This is a genomic window from Klebsiella sp. ME-303 (genome assembly GCF_007910085.1).
GTDB lineage: Bacteria > Pseudomonadota > Gammaproteobacteria > Enterobacterales > Enterobacteriaceae > Klebsiella > Klebsiella michiganensis.
The window spans coordinates 71,862-94,774 of record NZ_VOJB01000083.1 but is presented as its reverse complement, the minus strand read 5'-3'; the positions used below and the strand labels follow the sequence as shown (position 1 = coordinate 94,774).

General features: G+C 57.0%; 18 protein-coding genes, 2 pseudogenes and 1 other annotated feature. Of the genes and pseudogenes, 11 read left to right on the top strand and 9 right to left on the bottom strand.

Annotation, left to right across the window (positions count from 1 at the left end):
- Positions 1–138: 138 nt before the first annotated feature.
- Positions 139–414: pseudogene (locus FQK12_RS17250) on the bottom strand (zinc-binding alcohol dehydrogenase family protein); the annotation flags it as partial.
- Between FQK12_RS17250 and FQK12_RS17245 the strand changes: the two are divergent.
- Positions 381–608, top strand: a pseudogene (locus FQK12_RS17245) (MarR family winged helix-turn-helix transcriptional regulator); the annotation flags it as partial. The pseudogenes FQK12_RS17250 and FQK12_RS17245 overlap by 34 nt on opposite strands.
- A 31-nt stretch (positions 609–639) precedes the next feature.
- Here FQK12_RS17245 and trpA read toward each other — a convergent pair.
- Genes trpA through FQK12_RS17220 form a run of 5 tightly spaced genes read right to left on the bottom strand, consistent with a single transcriptional unit; the run spans position 640 to position 7,171 of the window.
- The gene (gene trpA, locus FQK12_RS17240) at positions 640–1,449 is read right to left on the bottom strand and encodes a tryptophan synthase subunit alpha (protein WP_014229003.1); all 810 of its coding nucleotides are present in this window, start codon (positions 1,447–1,449) and stop codon (positions 640–642) included.
- Positions 1,449–2,642, bottom strand: a complete 1,194-nt coding sequence (trpB, locus tag FQK12_RS17235) for a tryptophan synthase subunit beta (RefSeq protein ID WP_014229004.1) — start codon at positions 2,640–2,642, stop codon at positions 1,449–1,451. The genes trpA and trpB overlap by 1 nt, the downstream gene beginning before the upstream one ends.
- 9 nt (positions 2,643–2,651) lie before the next feature.
- Complete coding sequence (trpCF, locus tag FQK12_RS17230; RefSeq protein ID WP_014229005.1) at positions 2,652–4,010, bottom strand: bifunctional indole-3-glycerol-phosphate synthase TrpC/phosphoribosylanthranilate isomerase TrpF; 1,359 nt, start codon at positions 4,008–4,010, stop codon at positions 2,652–2,654.
- Positions 4,011–4,013: 3 nt separating this feature from the next.
- A complete protein-coding gene (gene trpD / locus FQK12_RS17225; RefSeq protein WP_004850135.1) occupies positions 4,014–5,609 on the bottom strand; it encodes a bifunctional anthranilate synthase glutamate amidotransferase component TrpG/anthranilate phosphoribosyltransferase TrpD in 1,596 nt (531 codons plus the stop codon).
- On the bottom strand, positions 5,609–7,171 hold the full coding sequence (locus FQK12_RS17220) for an anthranilate synthase component 1 (RefSeq protein ID WP_014229006.1): 1,563 nt from the start codon (positions 7,169–7,171) through the stop codon (positions 5,609–5,611). Before FQK12_RS17220 ends, trpD begins: the two co-directional genes overlap by 1 nt.
- A gap of 35 nt (positions 7,172–7,206) precedes the next feature.
- Positions 7,207–7,302, bottom strand: a sequence feature (Trp leader region).
- Positions 7,303–7,529: 227 nt separating this feature from the next.
- Between FQK12_RS17220 and rnm the strand changes: the two genes are divergently transcribed.
- From rnm to FQK12_RS17190, 6 genes are all read left to right on the top strand, one after another.
- Positions 7,530–8,399 (top strand): RNase RNM, encoded by an 870-nt coding sequence (gene rnm / locus FQK12_RS17215; RefSeq protein WP_014229007.1) that lies wholly within the window; start codon positions 7,530–7,532, stop codon positions 8,397–8,399.
- A gap of 9 nt (positions 8,400–8,408) precedes the next feature.
- Positions 8,409–9,029, top strand: coding sequence for an L-threonylcarbamoyladenylate synthase (locus tag FQK12_RS17210; protein ID WP_004850139.1), 621 nt, complete (start codon positions 8,409–8,411; stop codon positions 9,027–9,029).
- A gap of 410 nt (positions 9,030–9,439) precedes the next feature.
- Positions 9,440–10,327, top strand: coding sequence for a 23S rRNA pseudouridine(2605) synthase RluB (gene rluB, locus FQK12_RS17205; RefSeq protein ID WP_004121268.1), 888 nt, complete (start codon positions 9,440–9,442; stop codon positions 10,325–10,327).
- A 165-nt stretch (positions 10,328–10,492) separates the two neighbouring features.
- On the top strand, positions 10,493–11,857 hold the full coding sequence (locus tag FQK12_RS17200; RefSeq protein ID WP_014229008.1) for an MFS transporter: 1,365 nt from the start codon (positions 10,493–10,495) through the stop codon (positions 11,855–11,857).
- An 18-nt stretch (positions 11,858–11,875) separates the two neighbouring features.
- A complete protein-coding gene (locus FQK12_RS17195; protein WP_014229009.1) occupies positions 11,876–14,236 on the top strand; it encodes a beta-glucosidase family protein in 2,361 nt (786 codons plus the stop codon).
- A 13-nt stretch (positions 14,237–14,249) separates the two neighbouring features.
- On the top strand, positions 14,250–15,224 hold the full coding sequence (locus FQK12_RS17190) for a helix-turn-helix transcriptional regulator (RefSeq protein ID WP_014229010.1): 975 nt from the start codon (positions 14,250–14,252) through the stop codon (positions 15,222–15,224).
- Here the strand turns inward: FQK12_RS17190 and cobO are convergent.
- Entirely contained in the window at positions 15,196–15,786 is a 591-nt protein-coding gene (gene cobO, locus FQK12_RS17185; protein ID WP_004850148.1) for a cob(I)yrinic acid a,c-diamide adenosyltransferase, read from the bottom strand. The two genes, FQK12_RS17190 and cobO, sit on opposite strands and share 29 nt — an antisense overlap.
- The gene (locus tag FQK12_RS17180; RefSeq protein ID WP_014229011.1) at positions 15,783–16,544 is read right to left on the bottom strand and encodes a YciK family oxidoreductase; all 762 of its coding nucleotides are present in this window, start codon (positions 16,542–16,544) and stop codon (positions 15,783–15,785) included. The genes cobO and FQK12_RS17180 overlap by 4 nt, the downstream gene beginning before the upstream one ends.
- 254 nt (positions 16,545–16,798) lie before the next feature.
- Between FQK12_RS17180 and sohB the strand changes: the two genes are divergently transcribed.
- Complete coding sequence (sohB, locus tag FQK12_RS17170; protein WP_004850151.1) at positions 16,799–17,845, top strand: protease SohB; 1,047 nt, start codon at positions 16,799–16,801, stop codon at positions 17,843–17,845.
- A 55-nt stretch (positions 17,846–17,900) separates the two neighbouring features.
- Here sohB and FQK12_RS17165 read toward each other — a convergent pair whose 3' ends face one another.
- Positions 17,901–18,152 carry a YciN family protein gene (locus FQK12_RS17165; protein ID WP_004101388.1) on the bottom strand — a complete coding sequence of 84 codons (252 nt, stop codon included), beginning with the start codon at positions 18,150–18,152 and terminating at the stop codon, positions 17,901–17,903.
- Positions 18,153–18,562: 410 nt separating this feature from the next.
- Here FQK12_RS17165 and topA point away from each other — a divergent pair, with 410 nt between their 5' ends.
- From topA to FQK12_RS17150, 3 genes are all read left to right on the top strand, one after another.
- Positions 18,563–21,160: a type I DNA topoisomerase gene (topA, locus tag FQK12_RS17160; protein ID WP_014229012.1), complete on the top strand. Its 2,598-nt coding sequence runs from the start codon at positions 18,563–18,565 to the stop codon at positions 21,158–21,160.
- 331 nt (positions 21,161–21,491) lie between these two features.
- The gene (gene cysB / locus FQK12_RS17155; RefSeq protein WP_004121248.1) at positions 21,492–22,466 is read left to right on the top strand and encodes an HTH-type transcriptional regulator CysB; all 975 of its coding nucleotides are present in this window, start codon (positions 21,492–21,494) and stop codon (positions 22,464–22,466) included.
- A gap of 245 nt (positions 22,467–22,711) precedes the next feature.
- Positions 22,712–22,879 carry a YmiA family putative membrane protein gene (locus FQK12_RS17150; RefSeq protein ID WP_004121247.1) on the top strand — a complete coding sequence of 56 codons (168 nt, stop codon included), beginning with the start codon at positions 22,712–22,714 and terminating at the stop codon, positions 22,877–22,879.
- Positions 22,880–22,913: the final 34 nt, after the last annotated feature.

The following is a 22,913-nucleotide window of genomic DNA, read 5'->3' as shown; positions in this document are numbered from 1 at the left end:
TGCGGGCAAAAATACTGGAAGCAATGTGAGCAATGTCGTACCGAATACCTGAGCTGTTTGCTCAACTATTCAGTAATGAGAAAGATAATATTTCTCATTTAAGATATCAACCCCAACTTTTGTGCAGAAGCGATTTTTTTAATCGACGACAAAGACGGTGCGTTTCTGGCTGTCGTCCTGCGGCCACGCCGTGGCGACCTCGCGAAGCGGCCGGGGAGTCGTGGCGATAGTCAATCCGCCGGCGACGGCGGCCTGCAGCATCTCCCCGGTGGCGGCCAGCAGCTGGGGCACAGAAAGGCTGCCAATTCCGCTGCCCATCAGCTGCAGCGGCGAGGATCGTAGCACCGCGCCATTGAGAGAGATATCGGCGGCGGAAAGGGCAGGTGAAGAAGCTGGAAGCGCAGCAGCTGGTACTCAAGCAGCCCAATGCAAAAGATCGCCGGATTAGCGAGGTGACGCTCAGCGAAGCGGGGCAGGCGATGATCGATCGTATCGCGGGAGCAAGAACGCGGCTGATGAATGAGGTGCTGGCCGGATGGACGCAAGAAGAGGTGATGGCGCTGTTTCGCCTGACGCGTAAATACGCCGACAGCTTACAGCTGAAATAACCGCCCGGCCCGGGGCCGGACGGCAGGTACGTTAAGCCGCTTTAGTGGCGGCTTTCAGGCTTCGGGCGAAAGCCTTGAGTTCCGCCAGCATGGCCTGCGGATCATTCACGTTCCGTTCGATGATTTTGACGATGGCTGAGCCGGAAATCGCGCCGGCCGCGCCGGCCTCAATCGCGGCGGTAACCTGCTCCGGCGCCGAGATGCCAAAGCCCTGCAGCGGCGGCGCGGCGTGGTACTCGGCCAGCTTTTCAATCAGATGATGCAGCGGCAGCGCGGCGCGGTTTTCCGCGCCGGTCACGCCCGCCCGCGACAGCAGGTAAGTATAACCGCGACCGTAAGAGGCTATCTGGCGCAGCAGATCGTCATCGGCATTGGGCGGGCAGATGAAAATCGGCGCGATATTGTGGCGCAGCGCGGCCTGGCGGAACGGCGCGGACTCTTCCACGGGAACATCGGCAACCAGCACGGAATCGACGCCCGCGCGTTCACACGCGGCGTAGAATTCATCGATGCCGGGGCTGAACACCAGGTTGGCGTACATCAGCAGGCCGATAGGAATGGTAGGGTGTTTCTGGCGAATCGCCGTCAGCATTTCGAAGCACTGCGCGGGGGTCACCCCGGCGGCAAAAGCGCGCAGGGTGGCGTCCTGAATGGTCGGGCCATCCGCCAGCGGGTCGGAGAAAGGAATGCCCAGCTCCAGCGCGTCGGCACCGGCTTCAATCAGCGTATCGATAATTTTCAGCGACTGTTCCGGATTCGGATCGCCGAGGGTGACGAAGGGAACAAACGCGCCTTCCCGGCGAGCTTTCAGTTGTGCAAACAGCGTCTCATAACGTTCCATCAGATTTCCCCTCGCGCTTTTAAAATATCATGTACGGTGAAGATGTCTTTATCGCCGCGGCCGGAGAGGTTAACCACCAGCAGCTGCTCTTTTTCCGGGTTTTCACGCATCATTTTCAGCGCGTGCGCCAGGGCGTGGGAGGATTCCAGCGCCGGGATAATCCCTTCATGGCGTGATAGCTCTTTAAAGGCCTCCAGCGCTTCGTCATCGGTAATCGACACGTAATCGGCGCGGCCAATGCTGTTTAAATAAGCATGCTGCGGGCCGACTGACGGGAAATCGAGCCCGGCGGAGATGGAGTAGGACTCCTCAATCTGGCCTTCTTCGGTTTGCATCATCGGCGATTTCATACCGAAGTAGATGCCCACACGACCGTGCTTAAGCGGCGCGCCGTGCTCGCCGGACTCAATACCGTGACCTGCCGGCTCCACGCCAATCAGGCCAACAGCGGTTTCGTCGATAAAATCGGCGAACATGCCGATAGCGTTCGATCCGCCGCCGACGCAGGCGATAACCGCATCCGGCAGGCGACCTTCTTTCTCGAGGATCTGCGCTTTGGTCTCTTCGCCAATCATGCGCTGGAATTCACGCACAATGGTCGGGAACGGGTGCGGACCCGCGGCGGTGCCGAGCATATAGTGGGCTTTTTCGTAGCTGCCGGACCAGTCGCGCAGGGCCTCGTTGCAGGCATCTTTCAGCGTAGAAGAGCCGCTATGAACCGGGATCACTTCCGCCCCCATCAGGCGCATGCGGAAAACGTTCGGCGACTGGCGTTCGATATCCTTCGCGCCCATATAGATGCGGCACTTCAGGCCGAGCAGGGCGCTGGCGAGGGCAGAGGCCACGCCGTGCTGACCGGCGCCGGTTTCGGCGATAATTTCCGTTTTGCCCATCCGTTTCGCCAGCAGAGCCTGGCCGAGCACCTGGTTAGTTTTATGCGCACCGCCGTGCAGCAGGTCTTCACGTTTCAGATACAGCGTCGTGCGGGTGCCTTCAGTGAGGTTGCGGCATTTGGTCAGCGCCGTCGGACGACCGGCGTAGTTTTTCAGCAGGTCGGTAAATTCGGCCTGGAATGCCGGATCTTTTTGCGCGCTGACGAAGGCTTCTTCCAGCTGGCGCAGGGCGGGCATCAGGATCTGCGGAACGTACATCCCGCCGAATTCGCCAAAGTAGGGGTTCAGTAAAGTACTCATTATTGCTCCTTAATATGCGCGCAGCGTTTGAAACACAGAGGACAGCTTGTCGGCATCTTTAATACCCGGCTGCGACTCTACGCCTGAATTAAAATCGAGTCCGGCACAGCCGCTTTTGGCGGCTTCTACGCAGTTATCGGCGCTGAGGCCGCCTGCCAGCATGACGTTATGCAGGTCCTGGCCCTGCAGCAGGGACCAGTCGAAACGCTGGCCGGTGCCGCCCTGACCGTTGTCGAGAACGTATTTATCGACATGGCGCAGCTCGCGCGGCGGTAGCGTTTCACCTACGCTGAGGGCTTTCCAGATTTGCACCTTCGGCGGAAGTTCGGCGCGCAGGGTATCAATATAGGTCTGGTCTTCGCTGCCGTGCAGCTGTACGGCGGCTAAGTCGAGGTTTTCCGCCCGGGCGATCACTTCCGCCATCGGGGTATTGCGGAATATGCCGACATAGCTCAGAGGCGCGCTGGCGATCACCGCTTGCGCCTGCGCCTCGTTCACCGCGCGCGGCGACGTCGGGACAAAAATCAGGCCGCCGTAGACCGCGCCGGATTCATACGCCACCTGGGCATCCTGGGGGCGGGTCAGGCCGCAGACCTTATTCTCGCCGAGCAGCACGCGCTTCACGGCGGCGTTGAGATCGGCGTGCTCCATCAGCGCTGAGCCAATCAGGAAACCGTTGGCGAAGTGGCTCAGTTCGCGCACTTCCGCGTAGGTATGGATGCCGGACTCGCTGATCACCGTGACATCGTGACCGAGCTTAGGCGCCAGGGTACGGGTACGGTTGAGATCAATCGACATATCGCGCAGATCGCGGTTGTTGATGCCGACTACTTTCGCCTTCAGCGCAATCGCGCGCTCCAGCTCCTCTTCATTACTCACTTCGGTCAGCACGCCCATGTTCAGGCTGTGCGCGACGGCGGAGAGCTGGCGATACTGCTCATCATCCAGCACTGAAAGCATCAGCAGACAGGCGTCGGCCTGGTAGTAGCGCGCCAGGTAAATCTGATAAGGATCGATGGTGAAGTCCTTACAGAGAATCGGCTGCGGCGCGACCTTACTGACCATCGGCAGGAAATCGAAGCTGCCCTGGAAATATTTCTCATCGCACAGCACCGAGATAGCCGAGGCGTAGTGCTTGTAGACGCCGGCGATGGCCGCCGGGTCAAAATCTTCGCGAATCAGGCCTTTTGATGGCGAGGCCTTTTTGCACTCGAGAATAAACGCGGTGCGGGTTCCGGCGAGGGCATCATAAAAATTGCGCTGCGTCGGTACCACTTCATTTTGAAAACTGGCTAACGGTTGTTGTTGTTTGCGGGCTTCTACCCAAATCGCTTTGTCGGCCACGATTTTTGCTAAAACGGTCTGCATTTTTTACCCTCTTGCCGCTAATGCGGTCACTCTGTCATAGGCCGCTCCGCTATGCAGCACATCGATGACTTGCTGCGCGTTGGCCTTCAGGTCTTCGTGTCCATGTAAACGCATCAACATGGCGACGTTGGCGGCAACGGCGGCTTCGTGAGCGGCTTCACCTTTACCTTGTAGCAAGCGCGTAAGAATGTCACGGTTTTCTTCCGGCGTGCCGCCTGCCAGCTGCTCCTGATGGTAAGGCGTCAGGCCAAAGTCGGCGGCGGTGAGCTGGTAGCTCTTGATTTCGCCATGGTTCAGTTCCGCGACCACCGTCGGCGCGTGCAGCGACACTTCATCCATACCGCCGCTATGCACCACCGCGGCGCGCTGGTAGCCCAGCACGCGCAGGGTTTCCGCAATCGGCAGCACCAGTTCCGGGCTATAGACGCCAATCAGCGCCAGCGGCGGATGAGCCGGGTTGATCAGCGGCCCAAGCACGTTAAACAGGGTGCGGGTTTTAAGCTGCTGACGGACCGGCATCGCGTGGCGGAAACCGGTGTGGTACTTCGGTGCGAACAGGAAGCAAACGCCCAGTTCATCCAGCGCCTGGCGAGATTTATCGGCATTCATATCCAGGTTGATACCGAACGCCGCCAGCAGGTCGGAAGAACCGGATTTACTCGATACGCTGCGGTTACCGTGCTTCGCGACCTTCAGGCCGCAGGCGGCGGCCACAAACGCGCTGGCGGTCGAAATATTGATACTGTTGCTGCCGTCGCCGCCGGTACCGACGATGTCGGCAAACGGATAATCCGGCCGCGGGAACGGCGCGGCGTTTTCCAGCAGCGCGGTGGCGGCGCCGGCGATTTCCTGCGGATGCTCACCACGTACTTTCATGCTCACCAGCGCGGCGGCCAGCTGCTCGGGTTTGACTTCACCGCGCACCACCGCAGAGAACAGCTGATGGCTCTCCTGCTGGCTCAGGGTTTCGGCCTGGTACAGTTTTTCCAGAATCGGCTGGAGGGTGTTGGTCTGCTCCAGCTTCTGCAGCGCCCAGGCCAGGGTTTGCTCCAGCAGGCGTGCCCCCTGGGTGGTCAGAATTGACTCAGGGTGGAACTGGAAGCCGCAGACGCGATCCGCGTCGTGACGCACCGCCATCACCATACCGTTGAAGTGGGCGTTGATGGTGAGTCCGGCCGGGATATTGCTGCCCACCAGCGAGTGGTAGCGGGCGACCGGCAGCGGATTGCTCAGTCCGGCAAACATCGCCTGGCCATCGTGCTCAATGCTTGACGCCTTCCCGTGAAGAATTTCACCGGCCTGACCGACGTAGCCGCCGTAGGCTTCGACAATCGCCTGATGGCCGAGGCAGATACCGATAATCGGCAGCTTGCCGCGCATGCGGGTCAGCAGCTCCGGCATGCAGCCCGCTTCGCTCGGCGTCCCCGGCCCCGGAGAAAGCATCAGTACCGGGTTTTTCATGGTGCCGATGCGCTCAATCAGCGCCTGCGCCGGGACGGAGTTGCGGTAAATCACCACGTTATGGCCGTTCGAACGCAGCTGGTCTGCCAGGTTATAGGTAAAAGAGTCGATATTATCGAGCAGCAGAATGTCGGCCATTAGAAAATCTCCTTCGCGTGGTGGGCCTGGGCGATAGCGCGCAGCACCGCGCGAGCTTTATTACGGGTTTCATCCGCTTCTGACTGGGGAACGGAGTCGAGCACGATACCGGCGCCGGCCTGCACCGTGGCGATGCCATCCTGCACGTAGGCGGAGCGGATCACGATGCAGGTATCGAGGTCGCCGTGGGCGGTAAAGTAGCCCACCGCGCCGCCGTAGCTGCCGCGGCGTTTGCCTTCAGCGGCGGCGATAAGCTGCATGGCGCGCACTTTCGGCGCCCCGCTGAGGGTGCCCATATTCATACAGGCGCGGTAGGCATGCAGCACGTCAAGATCGCGGCGCAGCTCGCCAACCACGCGGGAGACGAGGTGCATCACAAAGGAGTAGCGGTCGACTTTGGTCAGGTCGGCGACGTAGCGGCTACCCGGGGTACAGATGCGCGCGAGGTCGTTACGCGCAAGGTCGACCAGCATCAGATGCTCGGAGAGCTCTTTATGGTCGGTGCGCATCTCCAGCTCAATGCGGCTGTCGAGATCGCGATCCAGCGAACCATCCGCGCGGCGGCCGCGCGGGCGGGTACCGGCAATGGGATAGATTTCAATCTGGCGATTGGTGGCATCGTACTTGAGAGAACTCTCCGGCGACGCGCCGAAGAGAGTGAAATCGTTGTCCTGCATAAAGAACATGTACGGGCTCGGGTTGCTCTTCTTCAGCACATCATAAGCGGCCAGCGGCGACGGGCAGGGCAGCGAGAAGCGGCGCGACGGCACGACCTGAAAAATCTCGCCCGCGCGGATGGCGCGCTGCATTTTACGCACGACGGCGCCGTACTCTTCGTCGCTCTGATCGCAGTCGCAGCTCATTTCGGCAACCGTGGTCACCGGCAGCGGCGCCGGCGGCTCGTTTAGCTGCTGACGAAGCTGAGCGAGCCGCTGTAGCAGACGCTGTTTTTCGCTTTCCAGCGGCGTGAACAGGCTCGCCTGGATACGGGTATTTTTGGTCTGATGGTCGATAACCAGCAGCGTTTCCGCCAGATAGAAGCAGTAATCCGGGCAGGCGGTGTCGCTCTCCAGCGGCGGCAGGTCTTCAAAGCCAGCGACCAGGTCATAGGCGAACAGGCCGCCGAAGAACATCGCTTCGCGCTCCTCCTGCGGGACGGTTATCAGATCCTGCAGCAGGCGAAAAGCGTCGAATACCGAGAATGAACACAGGCGGGCATCTTCATCCAACAGCGCGCTGACCGGCGGGAAGGTTAATACCCGGCTATTTGGTTGACGCTGGTTATCGATGCCGGATGGCAGCGCGCTATCCAGCAGTTCGAGTAACGCCGTACCGTTGGCGGAAAACGCGTGAATGGTGACAGTGTCACCTAGCGCGGTAATGCGCAGCGCGCTATCCACCAGCAGCAGGCTCTTTAAATCATCCTTACTGTCGATATCCGCGGATTCCAGCAGCAGGGTGGCTGGACGCGCGCCGCATAGCTGGTGGAACAGCGCCGTGGGGTTTTCCCGATAGATGGCGTCGCTGGTGAGAAGCTCGAGTGCCGGTTTTGATGTTTGCATTATTGTTGTCGCCTGTTCGCTATAATAATTTGTCCAATAAAAAGCCCGCTCATTGGCGGGCCGGGTATCTGTATGCTGAGTGCAAAACGCGATCACGCCGCCCGATAACAGGAGGTGCGCCACCAGCCGTGCAGAGTGATGAATTGCGTTTTCATTGTTGATACCCCTTCATGTGAACTTGCGTACTAGTTAACTAGTCCGAGGGATTAAAGTCAACCCCTGTTTGCAGATTTTCTCTATCAGTCGGTATGATGATGCGCTTATTACTATCCTTAATCACTTAAGCTGCAGAACCACAGTCAATCTGCCTGTGACTTAAAGTATGACGGGTACCGGTTCATGTCCAGCAGGAGTCATCTTGAGCAACACCAATTACGCAGTGATTTACGACCTGCACAGCCATACCATCGCCTCTGACGGGCGTCTGACTCCAGAAGAACTTGTCCATCGCGCCCACCAGATGCGCGTCGGCACCCTGGCGATTACCGACCACGATACCGTGGCGGCAATTCCCGCGGCTCAGCGTGAAATTGAACGTGCCGGTTTACCGTTGGCGCTGATTACCGGGGTGGAAATTTCCACGCTGTGGGAAAATCATGAAATTCATATTGTCGGGCTGAATATCGATATCCATCATCCGGCGATGACCGCGCTGCTCGATGAACAGAAAGCGCGTCGCCAGATGCGGGGTCAGCAGATCGCCGAGCGGCTGGAAAAAGCGCGGATCCCTGGCGCCTGGGAAGGGGCGCTGAAGCTGGCGGACGGCGGTGCGGTGACGCGCGGCCATTTTGCCCGTTTTCTGGTGGAGGCCGGCTATGCCAACAATATGGCTGACGTATTTAAGAAGTATCTGGCGCGCGGGAAAACCGGTTACGTTCCGCCTCAGTGGTGTACAATAAAACAAGCGATTGATGTCATTCATCATTCTGGCGGTAAAGCGGTCATTGCCCATCCCGGGCGCTACGATCTCTCCGCCAAGTGGTTAAAACGGCTGTTGGCCCATTTTAGCGAGCAGGGGGGCGATGCGATGGAGGTGGCGCAGTGTCAGCAGGCGCCTCACGAGCGCGCACAGCTTGCCGCTTACGCCGTGCAGTATGGCCTGGATGCCTCGCAGGGGTCTGATTTTCATCAGCCCTGCCCGTGGATCGAACTGGGCCGCAAACTTTGGCTACCCGCGGGCGTGGAAGGGATCTGGCGCAGTTGGGAAGTGGCCGTAGAACAAAATTGAGAGGGAAGTATGAGCCAGTTTTTTTATATCCATCCGGAAAATCCACAGGCGCGGTTAATTAACCAGGCGGTGGACATTGTGCGTAAAGGCGGGGTCATCGTCTATCCGACCGACTCCGGCTACGCGTTAGGCTGCAAAATTGAAGATAAAGGCGCGATGGAGAGGATTTGCCGGATCCGTAATCTGCCAAACGGCCACAACTTCACCCTGATGTGCCGCGATTTGTCCGAACTGTCGACCTATTCATTCGTTGATAACGTGGCCTTTCGTCTGATTAAAAACAATACCCCGGGTAACTACACGTTTATCCTCAAGGGCACCAAAGAAGTTCCGCGCCGTCTGCTGCAGGATAAGCGTAAGACCATCGGTATGCGCGTGCCGTCCAACCCGATTGCGCAAATGCTGCTGGAAACGTTGGGCGAGCCGATGCTCTCCACTTCGTTGATGCTGCCGGGAAGCGACTTTACCGAATCCGACCCGGAAGAGATCAAAGATCGTCTGGAGAAGCAGGTTGACCTGATTATTCACGGCGGCTATCTGGGCCAGCAGCCGACCACGGTTATCGACCTCACTGAAGATGCGCCGGTTGTGGTGCGTGAAGGCGTGGGGGACGTAACGCCGTTCCTGTAATGACGTCTGTTTCCATGGAAGGAATCGTCATGTAATGAATACCCGCTCGCCGCTTTTATTTGCCGCCGTTCAACGCGGCGCAATGCCGCGCGCCTTTTGATGGTTCATCCTCTGCAAAAGACCCTATTGTGCTACCTGGCTTCCATCAGCGCGCCATGCGCCCGGACGGAGGTGCGCGGTAAGTTGTGCTATGCTCGTAACGCAAAGAAGCATTCATCTTAAAGTTCGTGTACCATGTTCGCCCACGCGAGAAGGCGTGTCTCTGTTATGTCTGCTGTAGCAACATAGATAACGGCACGCGCTGATGCAAAAAAATTTTACAGAACAGGGTGTTAGGTTTCATTTTGCCTCGCGCCCTGTTTTTCGAAGTATACCAGACGCCTGGGAAGGCGACACCTTAAGGAAGCTCAATGAGCGAGAAATTACAAAAAGTGCTGGCCCGCGCTGGCCATGGCTCCCGCCGTGAAATCGAAGCCAAAATCGAAGCTGGCCGCGTCAGCGTCGATGGCAAAATCGCCACGCTTGGCGATCGCGTTGAAATTGTCCCGGGTTTAAAAATTCGCATCGACGGTCATCTGATTTCGGTGAAAGAGTCTGCGGAACAGATTTGTCGCGTGCTGGCTTACTACAAGCCGGAAGGCGAACTCTGTACCCGTAACGACCCGGAAGGGCGACCGACGGTGTTCGATCGTCTGCCAAAGCTGCGCGGCGCGCGCTGGATTGCCGTCGGTCGTCTTGACGTCAACACCTGCGGCCTGCTGCTGTTTACCACCGACGGTGAACTGGCGAACCGCCTGATGCACCCGAGCCGCGAAGTGGAACGTGAATACGCGGTGCGCGTATTTGGCCAGATAGATGATGACAAGCTGCGCCAGCTCTCTCGCGGCGTGCAGCTGGAAGACGGCCCGGCGGCGTTCAAAACCATCAAGTTTACCGGTGGCGAAGGGATTAACCAGTGGTACAACGTCACGCTGACCGAAGGCCGTAACCGCGAAGTTCGCCGCCTGTGGGAAGCCGTTGGCGTACAGGTCAGCCGCCTGATCCGCGTGCGCTACGGCGATATTCTGCTGCCGAAAGGCCTGCCGCGCGGCGGCTACACCGAGCTGGACCTGGCGCAAACCAACTACCTGCGCGAACTGGTTGAGCTTACGCCGGAAACCACCTCTAAGGTCGCCGTCGAAAAGGATCGCCGTCGCATGAAGGCGAATCAGATTCGCCGCGCGGTTAAGCGCCACAGCCAGGTGAGCAATAATAATAACAACCGTCGTTCCAGCAGCCGTAATAACGGTAACGGTTAATTATTCCAGTTCCGGCGGTCACCGCCGGAATTCTCCCTCCTGTGACTCCTTTCACACTTCTGCATAAAGACAAAAAACAGGAAATGCCCGGACAAATAACGCAAAGCGGTGCGCCAGGCGACGCCATATACTGAGGCCACTGATTACATTAACAGGTAGCCTAAAATGGAAACAGCAGGAAAACTTTCGGCAAGCTATGTGGTTATCGGCGTTAAAGAAAAAATAGGGTATGGTTTTGGCGATTTCGCTTCTAATTTATCCTTCGGCTTCGTTTCTCTGTTTTTACTTTTTTTCTATACCAATATTTACGGCATTAGCGCCGTACAGGCGAGCCTGATCTTTGTTATTGCCCGCGTGGTTGATGCGGCCTTTAATATTCTGATTGGTTTTGCCATCGATAAAACCCACAGCCGCTACGGTAAGCTTCGTCCCTGGTTGTTGTATGGTTCAATTCCGCTCGGCTTCTTAACGGTGCTCTGCTTTGTGCCTTTCGGCGGTGAGGCGAAATTCTACTTCGCACTGATTTCCTATACTATTTATTGCCTGGCCTATACGGCGGTAAATACGCCTTATTCGGCGCTGACCAACCGTTTAACCCAGCATGAAGCCTCCCGCTCATCGCTGTCGGTATACCGGTTTGTCCTGGCGATTGTTGGCTATCTGATTGTGTCCACTACCGCGGACAGGCTGATTTCCCCGTTTAGCGATAAGCAGCTGGGATACGTCTTCGCCGTCTCTTGCTTTGCGCTGCTGGCGACGTTTTTGTTCCTTGCCTGCTTCGGGATGACCAAAGAGCGCGTTGGTGAAGAAGAGGAAGAGACTCCGGCGCCAACGCTGCGGGAAATGTTGAAGGCGGTGGCAGGCAACGCGCCGCTAATTAACCTCTCCATGTTCACCGTCTTTTTTTATATTGCCTATACCGTGTGGATGGCGATCGCTATTTACTTTATCAAATATATAATTGGTAGCGAAGGTTTTACTTCCACCTTCTTTATGATTCAGTCGGCGGCTTATATTGTCGGTACCGTTATTTCGGAAAAAATCATTGCGCTGATTGGTAAAAAGAAAATGACGCTGGTGGCGCTGTTGATCGGCATTGCGGGCGTACTGATGCAATATTTTATCGCTGGCGACAATATCTGGCTGATCATGACCGGCGTGTGTCTGTACAGTATTACGCTGGGGATGGGTTTTGTTTCAATGTGGTCAATGATTGCCGATACCGTGGAATATGCCGAGTGGCACCATGGGGTGCGCACCGAAGGCGCAATTTACGGTTTCTTTAATTTCATCACCAAAATAGCGATGGCCATCGGCGGCGGCTGTGCGGGCTGGATGCTGGACTATTACCACTATGACGCGGGCAACATTACCGCCAGCGCGATTAACGGCATTAACGTACTGATGACGCTATTTCCCGGCGCGATGTTTGCCCTCAGCGCACTGTTTGTCGCCTGCTATTCGCTGGATGAAAAAACCTATCGCGATATTGTGCAAAAAATCAGCCTGCGCAAACAGAACGCGCTTTAACCTCAGGGAGCCAGAGAGATGAATAACGATTTTAACACCACCCTCGCCGCGATGAGCGCGGAAGAAAAAGTGGCGCTGCTGACCGGCAGCGGCCTGTGGCGGACGGCCTCGCTGCCGCAGCACGGTATCGAAGATATCATTATGACCGACGGCACCTACGGCGTGCGCTACAGCAGCGCGCAGATTGATGGCCGGGAAAAGTGGAGCATGGATGATTTTATCTCGGTCATCACCCAAACCGCAGATCAGGCCAGTGCGGAAGAGCCCGCCGCGAAAGGGGGGAGTGAAGCGCTATTCAGCACTTCGCTACCGGCGACCTGTTTTCCTAATGGTTCCAGCCTGGCCTGCAGCTGGGACGTGGAGCTGGTGCATCAGATGGGGGAAGCGCTGGGGCGGGAGTGTCAGCAAATGGGCGTCGGGATCCTGCTCGGGCCGGGGATTAACATTCGCCGTACGCCGCTGGCCGGGCGAGGCTATGAATATTACGCCGAAGATCCGGTGGTCAGCGGCGATATTGCCGCTGCGCTGATCAACGGCCTGCAGCAGGAGGGGGTTGGCGCCAGCCTGAAACACTTTGCGGCGAACAACTCGGAGTACCGCCGCACGGAAATGGATTCGATTATTGAAGAACGGGCGCTGCGGGAAATCTATCTGGCGGGTTTCCAGCGCGCGATTGCGAAATCCCGGCCGTGGACGGTGATGTCTTCCTACAATCGTCTTAACGGCGTGCAAACCTCCCAGGATCCGTTTTTGCTCACCCAGGTTTTGCGCGATGAGTGGGGATATGAAGGGCTGGTGATGTCCGACTGGTACGGTATTAAAGATCGCCCCGCATCGCTGATGGCGGGTAACGATCTGGCGATGCCCGAAACCCGCCGCGATAAACAAACTCTGCTGGCGGCGATTGAAGCCGGAGAGGTGCCGATGGAGGTGGTGGACCGCGCCTGTCTCCGCATGCTGGAACTGCTCGACAAGGTCCAGCGCCATCGCCGCCCGCAAACGCGAGCCGATTTTATGGCGCACCACGCGCTGGCGCAGCGGCTTGCCGGTGAATCCATTGTCTTGCTGAAAAATGAAGATAATCTGCTGCCGCTGCGTCCGGAGAAAACGCCGCGCGTCGCGGTGCTGGGTAAACCGGCTCAGGAGCCGGTGATCCAGGGGTCCGGATGCGCGACCACGGTGCCGTATCTGCTCGATCGGCCGCTGGATGAAATTTTCGACCTCGCCGGCGACGACTTCAGCGTCTCCTGGGCCGTGGGCGCGCCGGACGATCTGCGCTGCGATGAACAGGCGCTGGCGCAGGCCTGCCGCGTCGCGCAGGAAGCCGACGTGGCGGTGATCTTCGTCAGCACCGCCGTAGGCGAAGATGGCGAGAACGGCGATCGTCAGGATCTGCATATTCTGCCGGTGCACGAACGGTTAATTCGCGAAGTGGCGACGGTCCAGCCGAATATCGTGGTGGTGCTGGCGAATAGCGATGCGGTGGTGATGCCGTGGCTCGGCGAGTGCAAAGCGCTGCTGGAAACGTTCTTTGCCGGGCAAGGGATGGGGCGCGCGGTGGCGGAAATCCTCTTCGGCCAGCGTAACCCCTGCGGCAAACTGACGGTAACGGTACCTAATTCCCTGGAGGAAACGCCGGCCTGGCTGCACTATCCGGGCGAAAACCTGCGTCATCATTACGGAGAAGGGCTTTTTGTCGGCTATCGCTATTATGATAAACGTCGCATGACGCCGCAGTTTCCGTTTGGCTTTGGCTTAAGCTATACCCGGTTTGCGTACGATAATATCGCGCTGTCAGCCTGCCGTGCAGGCGCAGGCGAGACGCTTACCGTGTCGTTCGACCTGACCAACTGCGGAGAGTATGCGGGCAAAGAGATCGTCCAGCTGTACGTTAGCGCGCCGAAGGGGGAGCTGATTCGCGAAGTGCAGTCATTAAAAGCGTTCAGCAAAGTGGCGCTGGCCGCCGGAGAGACCCGTCGCGTGAGCCTGCAGCTGCCCATTGGCGAGCTGGCCTGCTATCATCCGGGCCTGGGTGATTGGGTCGTGACGCCGGGCATCTGGCAGGTTCGCGTCGGCGCCTCATCCCGGGATCTGCCGTTGATCGCGGAGATTGAGGTAGATTGTCCGCAGCGGTACGTCCCGCTGCGCGATGATAACTCTCTACAACAGCTGATCCAGCAGCCGGAGGCCTTTGCCCGCGTAGTGAAGCTGATTGCCGATAAGAGCCAGATGCCGGCGGAGCAGGTGCGTGAAAAACTGATTCGCCTGGCGCCGGATCTGTTCTGCGGGCTGCTGATTGCGCTGACCGAATTCCTGGCGCTGGATATCGAACGCGACGAGCTTAACGCCGTGCTGGCCGGCGCTCATCATTGCCAATGACAGGAGAGTGCGCATGTTTCCTTTTTCAGTGACTCACCCTCGTTCGGTCACCCAGAGCGGACGACAAACGGCGAACAGCGGCTACGAGCTGATTGCCTTTGACGCGGAGAAGCTGAACGTGTTTGCCGCGGAGGTTCGCTACTGCGAGCCTCACTGGCATCCGGCTCCGGAGCTGATTACCGTGCTGGCGGGGCGATTTACCCTTGTCGTCGGCCAGCAAAGCCTGGAGCTGGCGCAGGGAGACATGCTGTATATCAATGCCGAAGAGGTCCATTCGCTGAGCGCCGAGGAGGCGGGCAGCCAGCTGCTCACCGTACAGTTTTCACCCGGCCTGTTTGATGAACTTCATCCCTCGCCGCAGCTGGACTGGAGTACCTGCGGACGACCTTACTCTCCGGCAGACAGCGAGGTACGCCAGCGGCTGGCGAGGCTACTGGAACAGCTGATCGATAACCACGCGCCGTTTCAGCGTATCGCGGCGATTTATCTGCTGCTGGATGCGGTCGTCTCCGCAGGCAAGCCGACGCGGCGCGCCGAAAGCTCGCTGCGCGACGAGGCGATGATCAAAAAAGGCATTGATTTTATCAATCAACACTTTGATCAGCCGCTGACGCTGAGCGAGGTCGCCTGCCATAGCGGGATGAGCTACTCGTGGTTCTCGCGGCTGTTCAAAAAGGTGAGCCGGTATAATTTTAAAGAGTATCTGACGCTGGTGCGGCTAAATAAAGCCCGCACCCTGCTGCGCGATACCCGCACTCCCATCACGGAGATTAGCCACAGCTGCGGCTTTCAGGAACACAAGTATCTGATCGCCGCCTTTAATAAATACTGCGGCGTCACGCCAACCGAATACCGCAAGCGCTTCGTCTCGCGGCAAAATATGCGCGAAAGCGAACTGGCGCAGGGGGAGGATTGCCTATGCCTGCCGCTGAATCATGCGCTGCTCGAGCGGCTGGCGGCTAGTAGTCGATCCCCATCTGCGCTTTGATTCCGGCGTCAAAGGCGTGCTTCACCGGACGCAGCTCGCTGACGGTATCGGCCAGTTCGGTAATCTCACGGTGGCAGCCGCGGCCGGTAATAATCACCGTCTGGTGCGCCGGGCGGTTGCGCAGCGCGGTAAGCACCTCTTCCAGCGGCAGGTAATCATAAGCCACCATGTAGGTTAGCTCGTCCAGCAAAACGAGGTCGAGGCTTTCATCAGCCAGCATGCGGCGCCCGTGCTCCCAGACCGCGAGGCAGGCGGCGGTGTCGCTTTCGCGATCCTGCGTATTCCAGGTAAAGCCGGTCGCCATCACCTGAAACTCAACGCCGTGCGGCTCAAGAAGGTTGCGCTCGCCGTTTGGCCAGGTACCTTTAATAAACTGTACGACGGCGGCTTTTTTACCGTGTCCGACGGCGCGGGTGACGGTGCCAAAAGCGGCGGTGGTTTTGCCTTTACCGTTGCCGGTAAAGACGATCACGATGCCGCGCTCTTCCTGCGCGGCGGCGACGCGAGCGTCAACTTTATCTTTTACCCGCTGCTGGCGTTCGCGGTGGCGTTCATCACTCATTGTGCGATTCCTGGTTTGCGGCCCGGCTGGGCGTCAAAGGTCATTCCCGTTTTGCGACGACTGTCGTCGCCCATCAGCCACAGGTAAACCGGCATGATATCAGCGGGGGTTTTCAATTTTTGCGGATCTTCCGTCGGGAACGCATTGGCGCGCATTTTGGTGCGGGTGCCGCCTGGGTTAATGCAGTTGACCCGCAGATGACGGTTCTGATACTCCTCGGCCAGCACCTGCATCATGCCCTCAGTGGCGAATTTCGACGCGGCGTAAGCGCCCCAGTTCGCGCGTCCCTGGCGGCCGACGCTGGAAGAGGTAAAGACCAGCGAACCCGATTCGGATTTAAGTAATAAAGGAAGCAGCGCCTGGGTGAGCATAAAGGTGCCGTTCACGTTCACCTGCATCACCTGCTGCCATACTTCCGGCTTTTGTTGATCCATCGGGCACACGTCGCCCAACAGACCCGCGTTGTGCAGCACCCCGTCGAGGCGCGGGTAGTGGATGGCTATTTTCTGCGCCAGCTGCTGGCACTCCTGCGGCGTGCAGGTTAACAGGTCGAGAGTAAACCAGCGGGCGGGAATGCCGCCCGCCTGCTGTATTTCGTGCGCGACGCTGCGCAGCTTTTCTTCATTGCGGCCGACCAGGATAACGCTGGCGCTATAGCGGGAATAGGTCAGGGCGGCTTCACGGCCAATGCCGTCGCTGGCGCCGGTAACCAGGATGATGCGGTCCTGTAACAGGTGACGTTGCGGTTGATAGTGCACGGCGACTCCTCGGGCGATCTGCTGACGATCGCGCTTGCTGTTCGGTATCTCACTTTTGCGCTTTATGCCTGAAAGCGCCCGCTATTGCAATCGGCGAAGCGGAAACTCTTCGCGGAATTAATATCTTGCAACGATTTCATCGTCGCTGAAAAAAACAGGAAGGCGCCTCGCGTGCGACACAAAGCACAAAGACTTCTCGCCGACGGCTGATGTACACTGTGCGCCAACGTCAGCGGTTTACACAAGGTGAAAACGTGGAATTACTTGCTCAATATGGCCTGTTTTTGGCCAAAATCGCGACCATCGTTGTCGCAATTGCGGTTATCGTCGCCATTATTGTTAACCTGACTCAGCGCAAAAAACAGCGCGGCGAGCTGCGGGTCACCAATCTTAGCGAGCAATATAAGGAGATGAAGGAAGAGCTGGCGGTTTCGTTGCTCGATGGGCCGCAGCAGAAGCTGTGGCATAAAGCGCAAAAGAAAAAGCTCAAGCAGGAAGCAAAGGCGTCAAAGGCGCGGGCGAAGCTCGGCACACCAGAGCCGGACGTCAAACCGCGCGTCTGGGTGCTGGATTTTAAAGGCAGTATGGATGCCCATGAAGTCAGCAGCCTGCGCGAAGAAATCACCGCCGTTCTGGCGGCGGCAAAAGCGCGCGACCAGGTCGTCATTCGCCTTGAAAGCCCAGGCGGCGTGGTTCACGGTTACGGCCTGGCGGCTTCACAGCTACAGCGCCTGCGCGACAAGCAGATCCCGTTAACGGTCGCGGTCGATAAAGTCGCGGCCAGCGGCGGCTATATGATGGCCTGCGTGGCGAACAGAATCGTCAGTGCACCCTTTGCTATCCTGGGCTCTATTGGCGTTGTGGCGCAAATTCCCAACATCAATCGCTTCCTGAAAAATAAAGATATCGACATTGAGCTGCATACGGCCGGGCAGTACAAACGCACCCTGACGATGCTGGGTGAAAATACAGAAGAAGGGCGGCAGAAATTTCGCGAAGACCTCAACGATACTCATCGGCTGTTTAAAGATTTTGTCCACCAGATGCGCCCTGGGCTGGATATCGAGCAGGTAGCGACGGGTGAACACTGGTACGGCGTTCAGGCGCTGGAAAAAGGCCTTGTGGACGCGGTGGAAACCAGCGATGAACTTCTGCTGGGGCTGATGGATAAGCACGAGGTTATCAGCGTGCGCTATCAGCAGCGTAAGAAAATGCTCGAGCGGTTTACCGGCAGCGCGGCGGAAAGCGCCGATAAGCTTCTGCTGCGCTGGTGGCAGCGCGGGCAAAAGCCGCTGATGTAAACAAACAACGCGAGGCTTCGGCCTCGCGTTGTTGTCATGGCCCTGCAGGCAGCGGTTAATCCGCCAGGTGATACTTATCAGACAGCTCGTGTGCGAGGTATTTAAACATATTAAATACCGCCGTACTCTTCGCCGTTGGCAGACCCTGCTCGTCAAGATAGAACTCGCCGCTGAACACCAGTACGCCGTTACGCTGAACGACGTCGGTGGCCTCGATCCCGGCTAACGTATCTTCATGTTCGCGAATGAGTTTGTTGGCTTTTTCCAGAAGCGTCTGGCGATCGATGGGTTGGGTTGTACCTTGCATAAATGCCTCCTGTGTTTCTTCGCGGCTAGTCTACGCCGCGCGGCGGCGAGGGGCAAATTTTCCATTGATCTTGCAGGGGTAATCGCAGAAGCCTAATAAACATCAGTTTAGTGGCGGGATTTGCTTTTGCATGCTAATAAAGTTGCGTAACGAATTTTATCAGGTACAGTGTGACGCTTTCAGCGATCTGGCAACAGATTTGCTTGACATTCGGCCAAAAATTATTCGTGCTATGTCGCCTGGCGAGAAAAAGCCAGCAAACTCAGCTATCTGGTTTTATGGATGCGAAACCGGTGCAAGGGGTTGATATCCATCGATAACGACGCAACATAGGTTGTGACGTGTCGCCAGTGGATGGTGAATCAATGTGCGATGTATTCCTGGATGAATCAAATTAGGTAAAGGTGAATATGGGTAAAGCTCTCGTTATCGTTGAGTCCCCGGCAAAAGCCAAAACGATCAATAAGTATCTGGGTAATGACTACGTGGTTAAGTCCAGCGTCGGTCATATCCGCGATTTGCCGACCAGTGGCTCAGCTTCCAAAAAGAGCGCCGACTCTACCTCCACCAAAGGGGCTAAAAAGCCTAAGAAGGATGAACGCGGCGCTCTGGTCAACCGTATGGGCGTGGACCCGTGGCATGACTGGAATGCGCACTATGAAATACTCCCGGGTAAAGAAAAGGTCGTTTCTGAACTCAAACAGCTGGCGGAAAAAGCTGACCACATCTATCTCGCAACCGACCTTGACCGCGAAGGGGAAGCCATCGCATGGCACCTGCGGGAAGTTATCGGCGGTGATGAACAGCGCTATAGCCGCGTGGTGTTCAACGAGATCACGAAGAATGCGATTCGTCAGGCTTTCGAAAAGCCGGGCGAACTGAATATTGACCGTGTCAACGCTCAGCAGGCGCGCCGTTTTATGGATCGCGTGGTGGGCTACATGGTCTCTCCACTGCTGTGGAAAAAAATTGCCCGCGGTCTGTCAGCAGGCCGCGTCCAGTCGGTTGCGGTGCGTCTGGTGGTCGAGCGCGAGCGCGAAATTAAAGCGTTCGTTCCGGAAGAGTACTGGGAAGTTGACGCCAGCACCACGACCCCTGGCGGCGATGCGTTACCGCTGCAGGTCACGCATAACGGCGATAAGCCGTTCCGTCCGGTAAACCGTGATGAAACCATGGCGGCGGTCGCGCTGCTTGAGAAAGCCAGCTACAGCGTGCTGGAGCGTGAAGATAAGCCGACCAGCAGCAAGCCGGGCGCGCCGTTTATCACCTCCACGCTGCAGCAGGCCGCCAGCACGCGTCTTGGCTTCGGCGTGAAGAAAACCATGATGATGGCGCAGCGTCTCTACGAAGCGGGCCACATTACCTATATGCGTACCGACTCGACGAACCTGAGCCAGGACGCGCTGAGCATGGTGCGCGGCTACATTGGCGACAACTTCGGTAAGAAATATCTGCCGGAGAGCGCGAATCAGTACGCCAGCAAAGAAAACTCGCAGGAAGCGCACGAGGCGATTCGTCCATCCGACGTCAACGTGCTGGCCGAAACGTTAAAAGATATGGAATCTGATGCGCAGAAACTGTATCAGCTGATCTGGCGCCAGTTTGTCGCCTGTCAGATGACGCCTGCGCAGTACGACTCCACCACGCTGACGGTGAAAGCCGGCGATTTCAAACTGAAAGCCCGCGGCCGTACGCTGCGCTTTGACGGCTGGACCAAAGTAATGCCAGCCCTGCGTAAAGGCGATGAAGACCGTACTTTACCGATGGTCAATAAGGGCGACAGCCTGAGCCTGGTCGAGCTGACCCCTGCGCAGCACTTTACCAAGCCGCCGGCGCGTTTTAGCGAAGCCTCGCTGGTTAAAGAGCTGGAAAAACGCGGCATCGGTCGTCCGTCCACCTATGCGTCGATCATTTCGACCATTCAGGATCGCGGCTACGTGCGGGTGGAAAACCGCCGCTTCTATGCGGAAAAGATGGGCGAAATCGTCACCGATCGTCTGGAAGAGAACTTCCGCGATCTGATGAACTATGATTTCACCGCGCAGATGGAAGACCGCCTCGATCAGGTGGCTAACCATCAGGCCGAGTGGAAGCAGGTCCTCGACAGCTTCTTCGGAGACTTTACCTCGCAGCTGCAGACGGCAGAGAAAGATCCGGAAGAGGGCGGCATGCAGCCGAACCCAATGGTGCTGACCACCATCGACTGCCCAACCTGCGGGCGCAAGATGGGGATCCGTACCGCCAGCACCGGCGTATTCCTCGGCTGCTCGGGCTACGCGCTGTCGCCAAAAGAGCGCTGTAAAACCACCATTAACCTGGTGCCGGAAAACGAAGTGCTCAACGTGCTGGAAGGCGATGACGCTGAAACCAACGCGCTGCGCGCTAAACGCCGCTGTAAAAAATGCGGCACGGCGATGGACAGCTACCTCATCGATCCGAAGCGCAAGCTGCACGTCTGCGGTAATAACCCGACCTGCGATGGCTACGAGATCGAAGAGGGCGAGTTCCGCATCAAGGGCTATGACGGCCCGATCGTTGAGTGTGAAAAATGTGGCTCCGAAATGCACCTGAAGATGGGGCGTTTTGGTAAGTATATGGCCTGCACCAACGACGAGTGTAAAAACACCCGTAAGATCCTGCGTAACGGGGAAGTGGCGCCGCCGAAAGAAGATCCGGTGCCGCTGCCGGAGCTGCCGTGCGAGAAATCGGACGCCTACTTTGTTCTGCGCGATGGCGCGGCGGGCGTCTTCCTGGCCGCCAACACCTTCCCGAAATCGCGCGAAACCCGCGCGCCGCTCGTGGAAGAGCTGTACCGCTTCCGCGACCGCCTGGCGGAGAAGCTGCGCTATCTGGCCGATGCGCCGCAGCAGGATCCGGAAGGCAACAAAACGATGGTGCGTTTTAGCCGCAAAACTAAGCAGCAGTACGTTGCCTCAGAGAAAGACGGCAAAGCCACCGGCTGGTCAGCTTTCTATATAGATGGCAAATGGACTGAAGCAAAGAAGTAACTGCTATCATCTGATAAAAGGGCCGCGCCGCGGCCCTTTTTTGACATCACATGTTGTTGATATCCAAGATATTACTCTGTTCCTCCTCTCTCCTTATAACTGCCTTATTATTTTTTGTTAGTATCTATACACTGTAGATATAAATGATATAGTGGTTATAGCTAATCCCTTTTTTATTATCTTATCGTCTTATACATCACCGTCATCAGGATACGTTGTGGCGCCAACGCGGCGAGTCGCAGGGAGGTTCGGGCTAGCCCGTCCACCGCCAAATGACCTGAGCGTAAAATGTATTAAGCGGGTTTATTTTACGTGCTATCGGATATCAGCCATGAAACTACAGCAGCTCCGCTATATCGTTGAGGTTGTTAACCATAATCTGAACGTCTCCTCCACGGCCGAAGGCCTGTACACCTCACAGCCGGGCATCAGCAAGCAGGTTCGCATGCTGGAGGATGAGCTGGGAATTCAGATTTTCGCCCGCAGCGGCAAACATTTGACCCAGGTCACTCCCGCAGGCCAGGAGATCATACGCATCGCTCGCGAGGTCCTGTCGAAGGTCGATGCGATCAAATCGGTAGCGGGTGAGCATACCTGGCCTGATAAGGGGTCGCTGTACGTAGCAACTACCCACACCCAGGCCCGCTACGCGCTACCGGGCGTTATCAAAGGCTTTATCGAACGCTATCCCCGCGTCTCCTTGCACATGCATCAGGGGTCGCCAACGCAAATCGCCGAGGCGGTGTCGAAAGGCAATGCTGACTTCGCTATCGCGACCGAAGCGCTTCATCTTTATGATGATTTGGTGATGCTGCCGTGCTACCACTGGAACCGCTCCGTGGTCGTCACGCCAGAGCATCCGCTGGCGTCGCGAGAGTCGGTATCGATTGAGGAGCTGGCGCAGTATCCGCTGGTGACTTACACCTTCGGCTTCACCGGCCGCTCCGAGCTGGATACCGCCTTTAATCGCGCCGGCTTAACGCCGCGCATCGTTTTCACCGCCACCGACGCCGATGTGATTAAAACCTACGTGCGTCTGGGCCTTGGGGTAGGGGTAATTGCCAGTATGGCGGTGGATCCGGTTTCCGATCCGGACCTGGTGAAGCTGGACGCCAATGGTATTTTCAGCCACAGCACCACGAAAATAGGTTTCCGTCGCAGTACCTTCTTGCGAAGCTATATGTATGATTTTATTCAGCGATTTGCGCCGCATCTGACCCGGGATGTGGTCGATACCGCCGTTGCTTTGCGCTCAAATGAAGATATTGAAGCGATGTTCAAAGATATTAAATTACCGGAAAAATAACCACAGAAAAAATAATGGCATCCTCTCGGGGATGCCAAAGCCTATAATGGCCTGAAATGGAATATCTAAACCTCGTCTGAATCACAATTTTCGTTAACTCCTCGTACCACATTTGCAAATATACCTGCCGCGATCAAATTAATGATGAAAGATATCTGCTGAAAAGCGAATTCACTGGATTAATAGGCAATCCATAATTAAGATTTATCTGTGGTTAGTAATTCTTAGCGATTGGTGGTGAAAAAATGATTAGTGATATCGATTATATGAAGTTTGCGATGTCACAGGAACGTGACAAGACTGAGATAGATCCAGTTTTGAGAAGTAAGGCCTGGAGCGCCGTTATCCTTGGGCTTGCGATGTTCTGGAGCGTCATTGCTCTGGTTGTCTGCAACGTTTGGTTACTAAGCTAGAGCACCTTCCAGTCACAGCGGTTATGTCAGTTTT

Coding starts and splice junctions, on each gene's coding strand:
- trpA (WP_014229003.1), bottom strand. CDS start 1,449: ATGGAACGTTATGAGACGCTGTTTGCACAACTGAAAGCTCGCCGGGAA.
- trpB (WP_014229004.1), bottom strand. CDS start 2,642: ATGAGTACTTTACTGAACCCCTACTTTGGCGAATTCGGCGGGATGTAC.
- trpCF (WP_014229005.1), bottom strand. CDS start 4,010: ATGCAGACCGTTTTAGCAAAAATCGTGGCCGACAAAGCGATTTGGGTA.
- trpD (WP_004850135.1), bottom strand. CDS start 5,609: ATGGCCGACATTCTGCTGCTCGATAATATCGACTCTTTTACCTATAAC.
- FQK12_RS17220 (WP_014229006.1), bottom strand. CDS start 7,171: ATGCAAACATCAAAACCGGCACTCGAGCTTCTCACCAGCGACGCCATC.
- FQK12_RS17210 (WP_004850139.1), top strand. CDS start 8,409: ATGAGCCAGTTTTTTTATATCCATCCGGAAAATCCACAGGCGCGGTTA.
- rluB (WP_004121268.1), top strand. CDS start 9,440: ATGAGCGAGAAATTACAAAAAGTGCTGGCCCGCGCTGGCCATGGCTCC.
- FQK12_RS17200 (WP_014229008.1), top strand. CDS start 10,493: ATGGAAACAGCAGGAAAACTTTCGGCAAGCTATGTGGTTATCGGCGTT.
- FQK12_RS17195 (WP_014229009.1), top strand. CDS start 11,876: ATGAATAACGATTTTAACACCACCCTCGCCGCGATGAGCGCGGAAGAA.
- FQK12_RS17190 (WP_014229010.1), top strand. CDS start 14,250: ATGTTTCCTTTTTCAGTGACTCACCCTCGTTCGGTCACCCAGAGCGGA.
- cobO (WP_004850148.1), bottom strand. CDS start 15,786: ATGAGTGATGAACGCCACCGCGAACGCCAGCAGCGGGTAAAAGATAAA.
- FQK12_RS17165 (WP_004101388.1), bottom strand. CDS start 18,152: ATGCAAGGTACAACCCAACCCATCGATCGCCAGACGCTTCTGGAAAAA.
- topA (WP_014229012.1), top strand. CDS start 18,563: ATGGGTAAAGCTCTCGTTATCGTTGAGTCCCCGGCAAAAGCCAAAACG.
- cysB (WP_004121248.1), top strand. CDS start 21,492: ATGAAACTACAGCAGCTCCGCTATATCGTTGAGGTTGTTAACCATAAT.
- FQK12_RS17150 (WP_004121247.1), top strand. CDS start 22,712: ATGATTAGTGATATCGATTATATGAAGTTTGCGATGTCACAGGAACGT.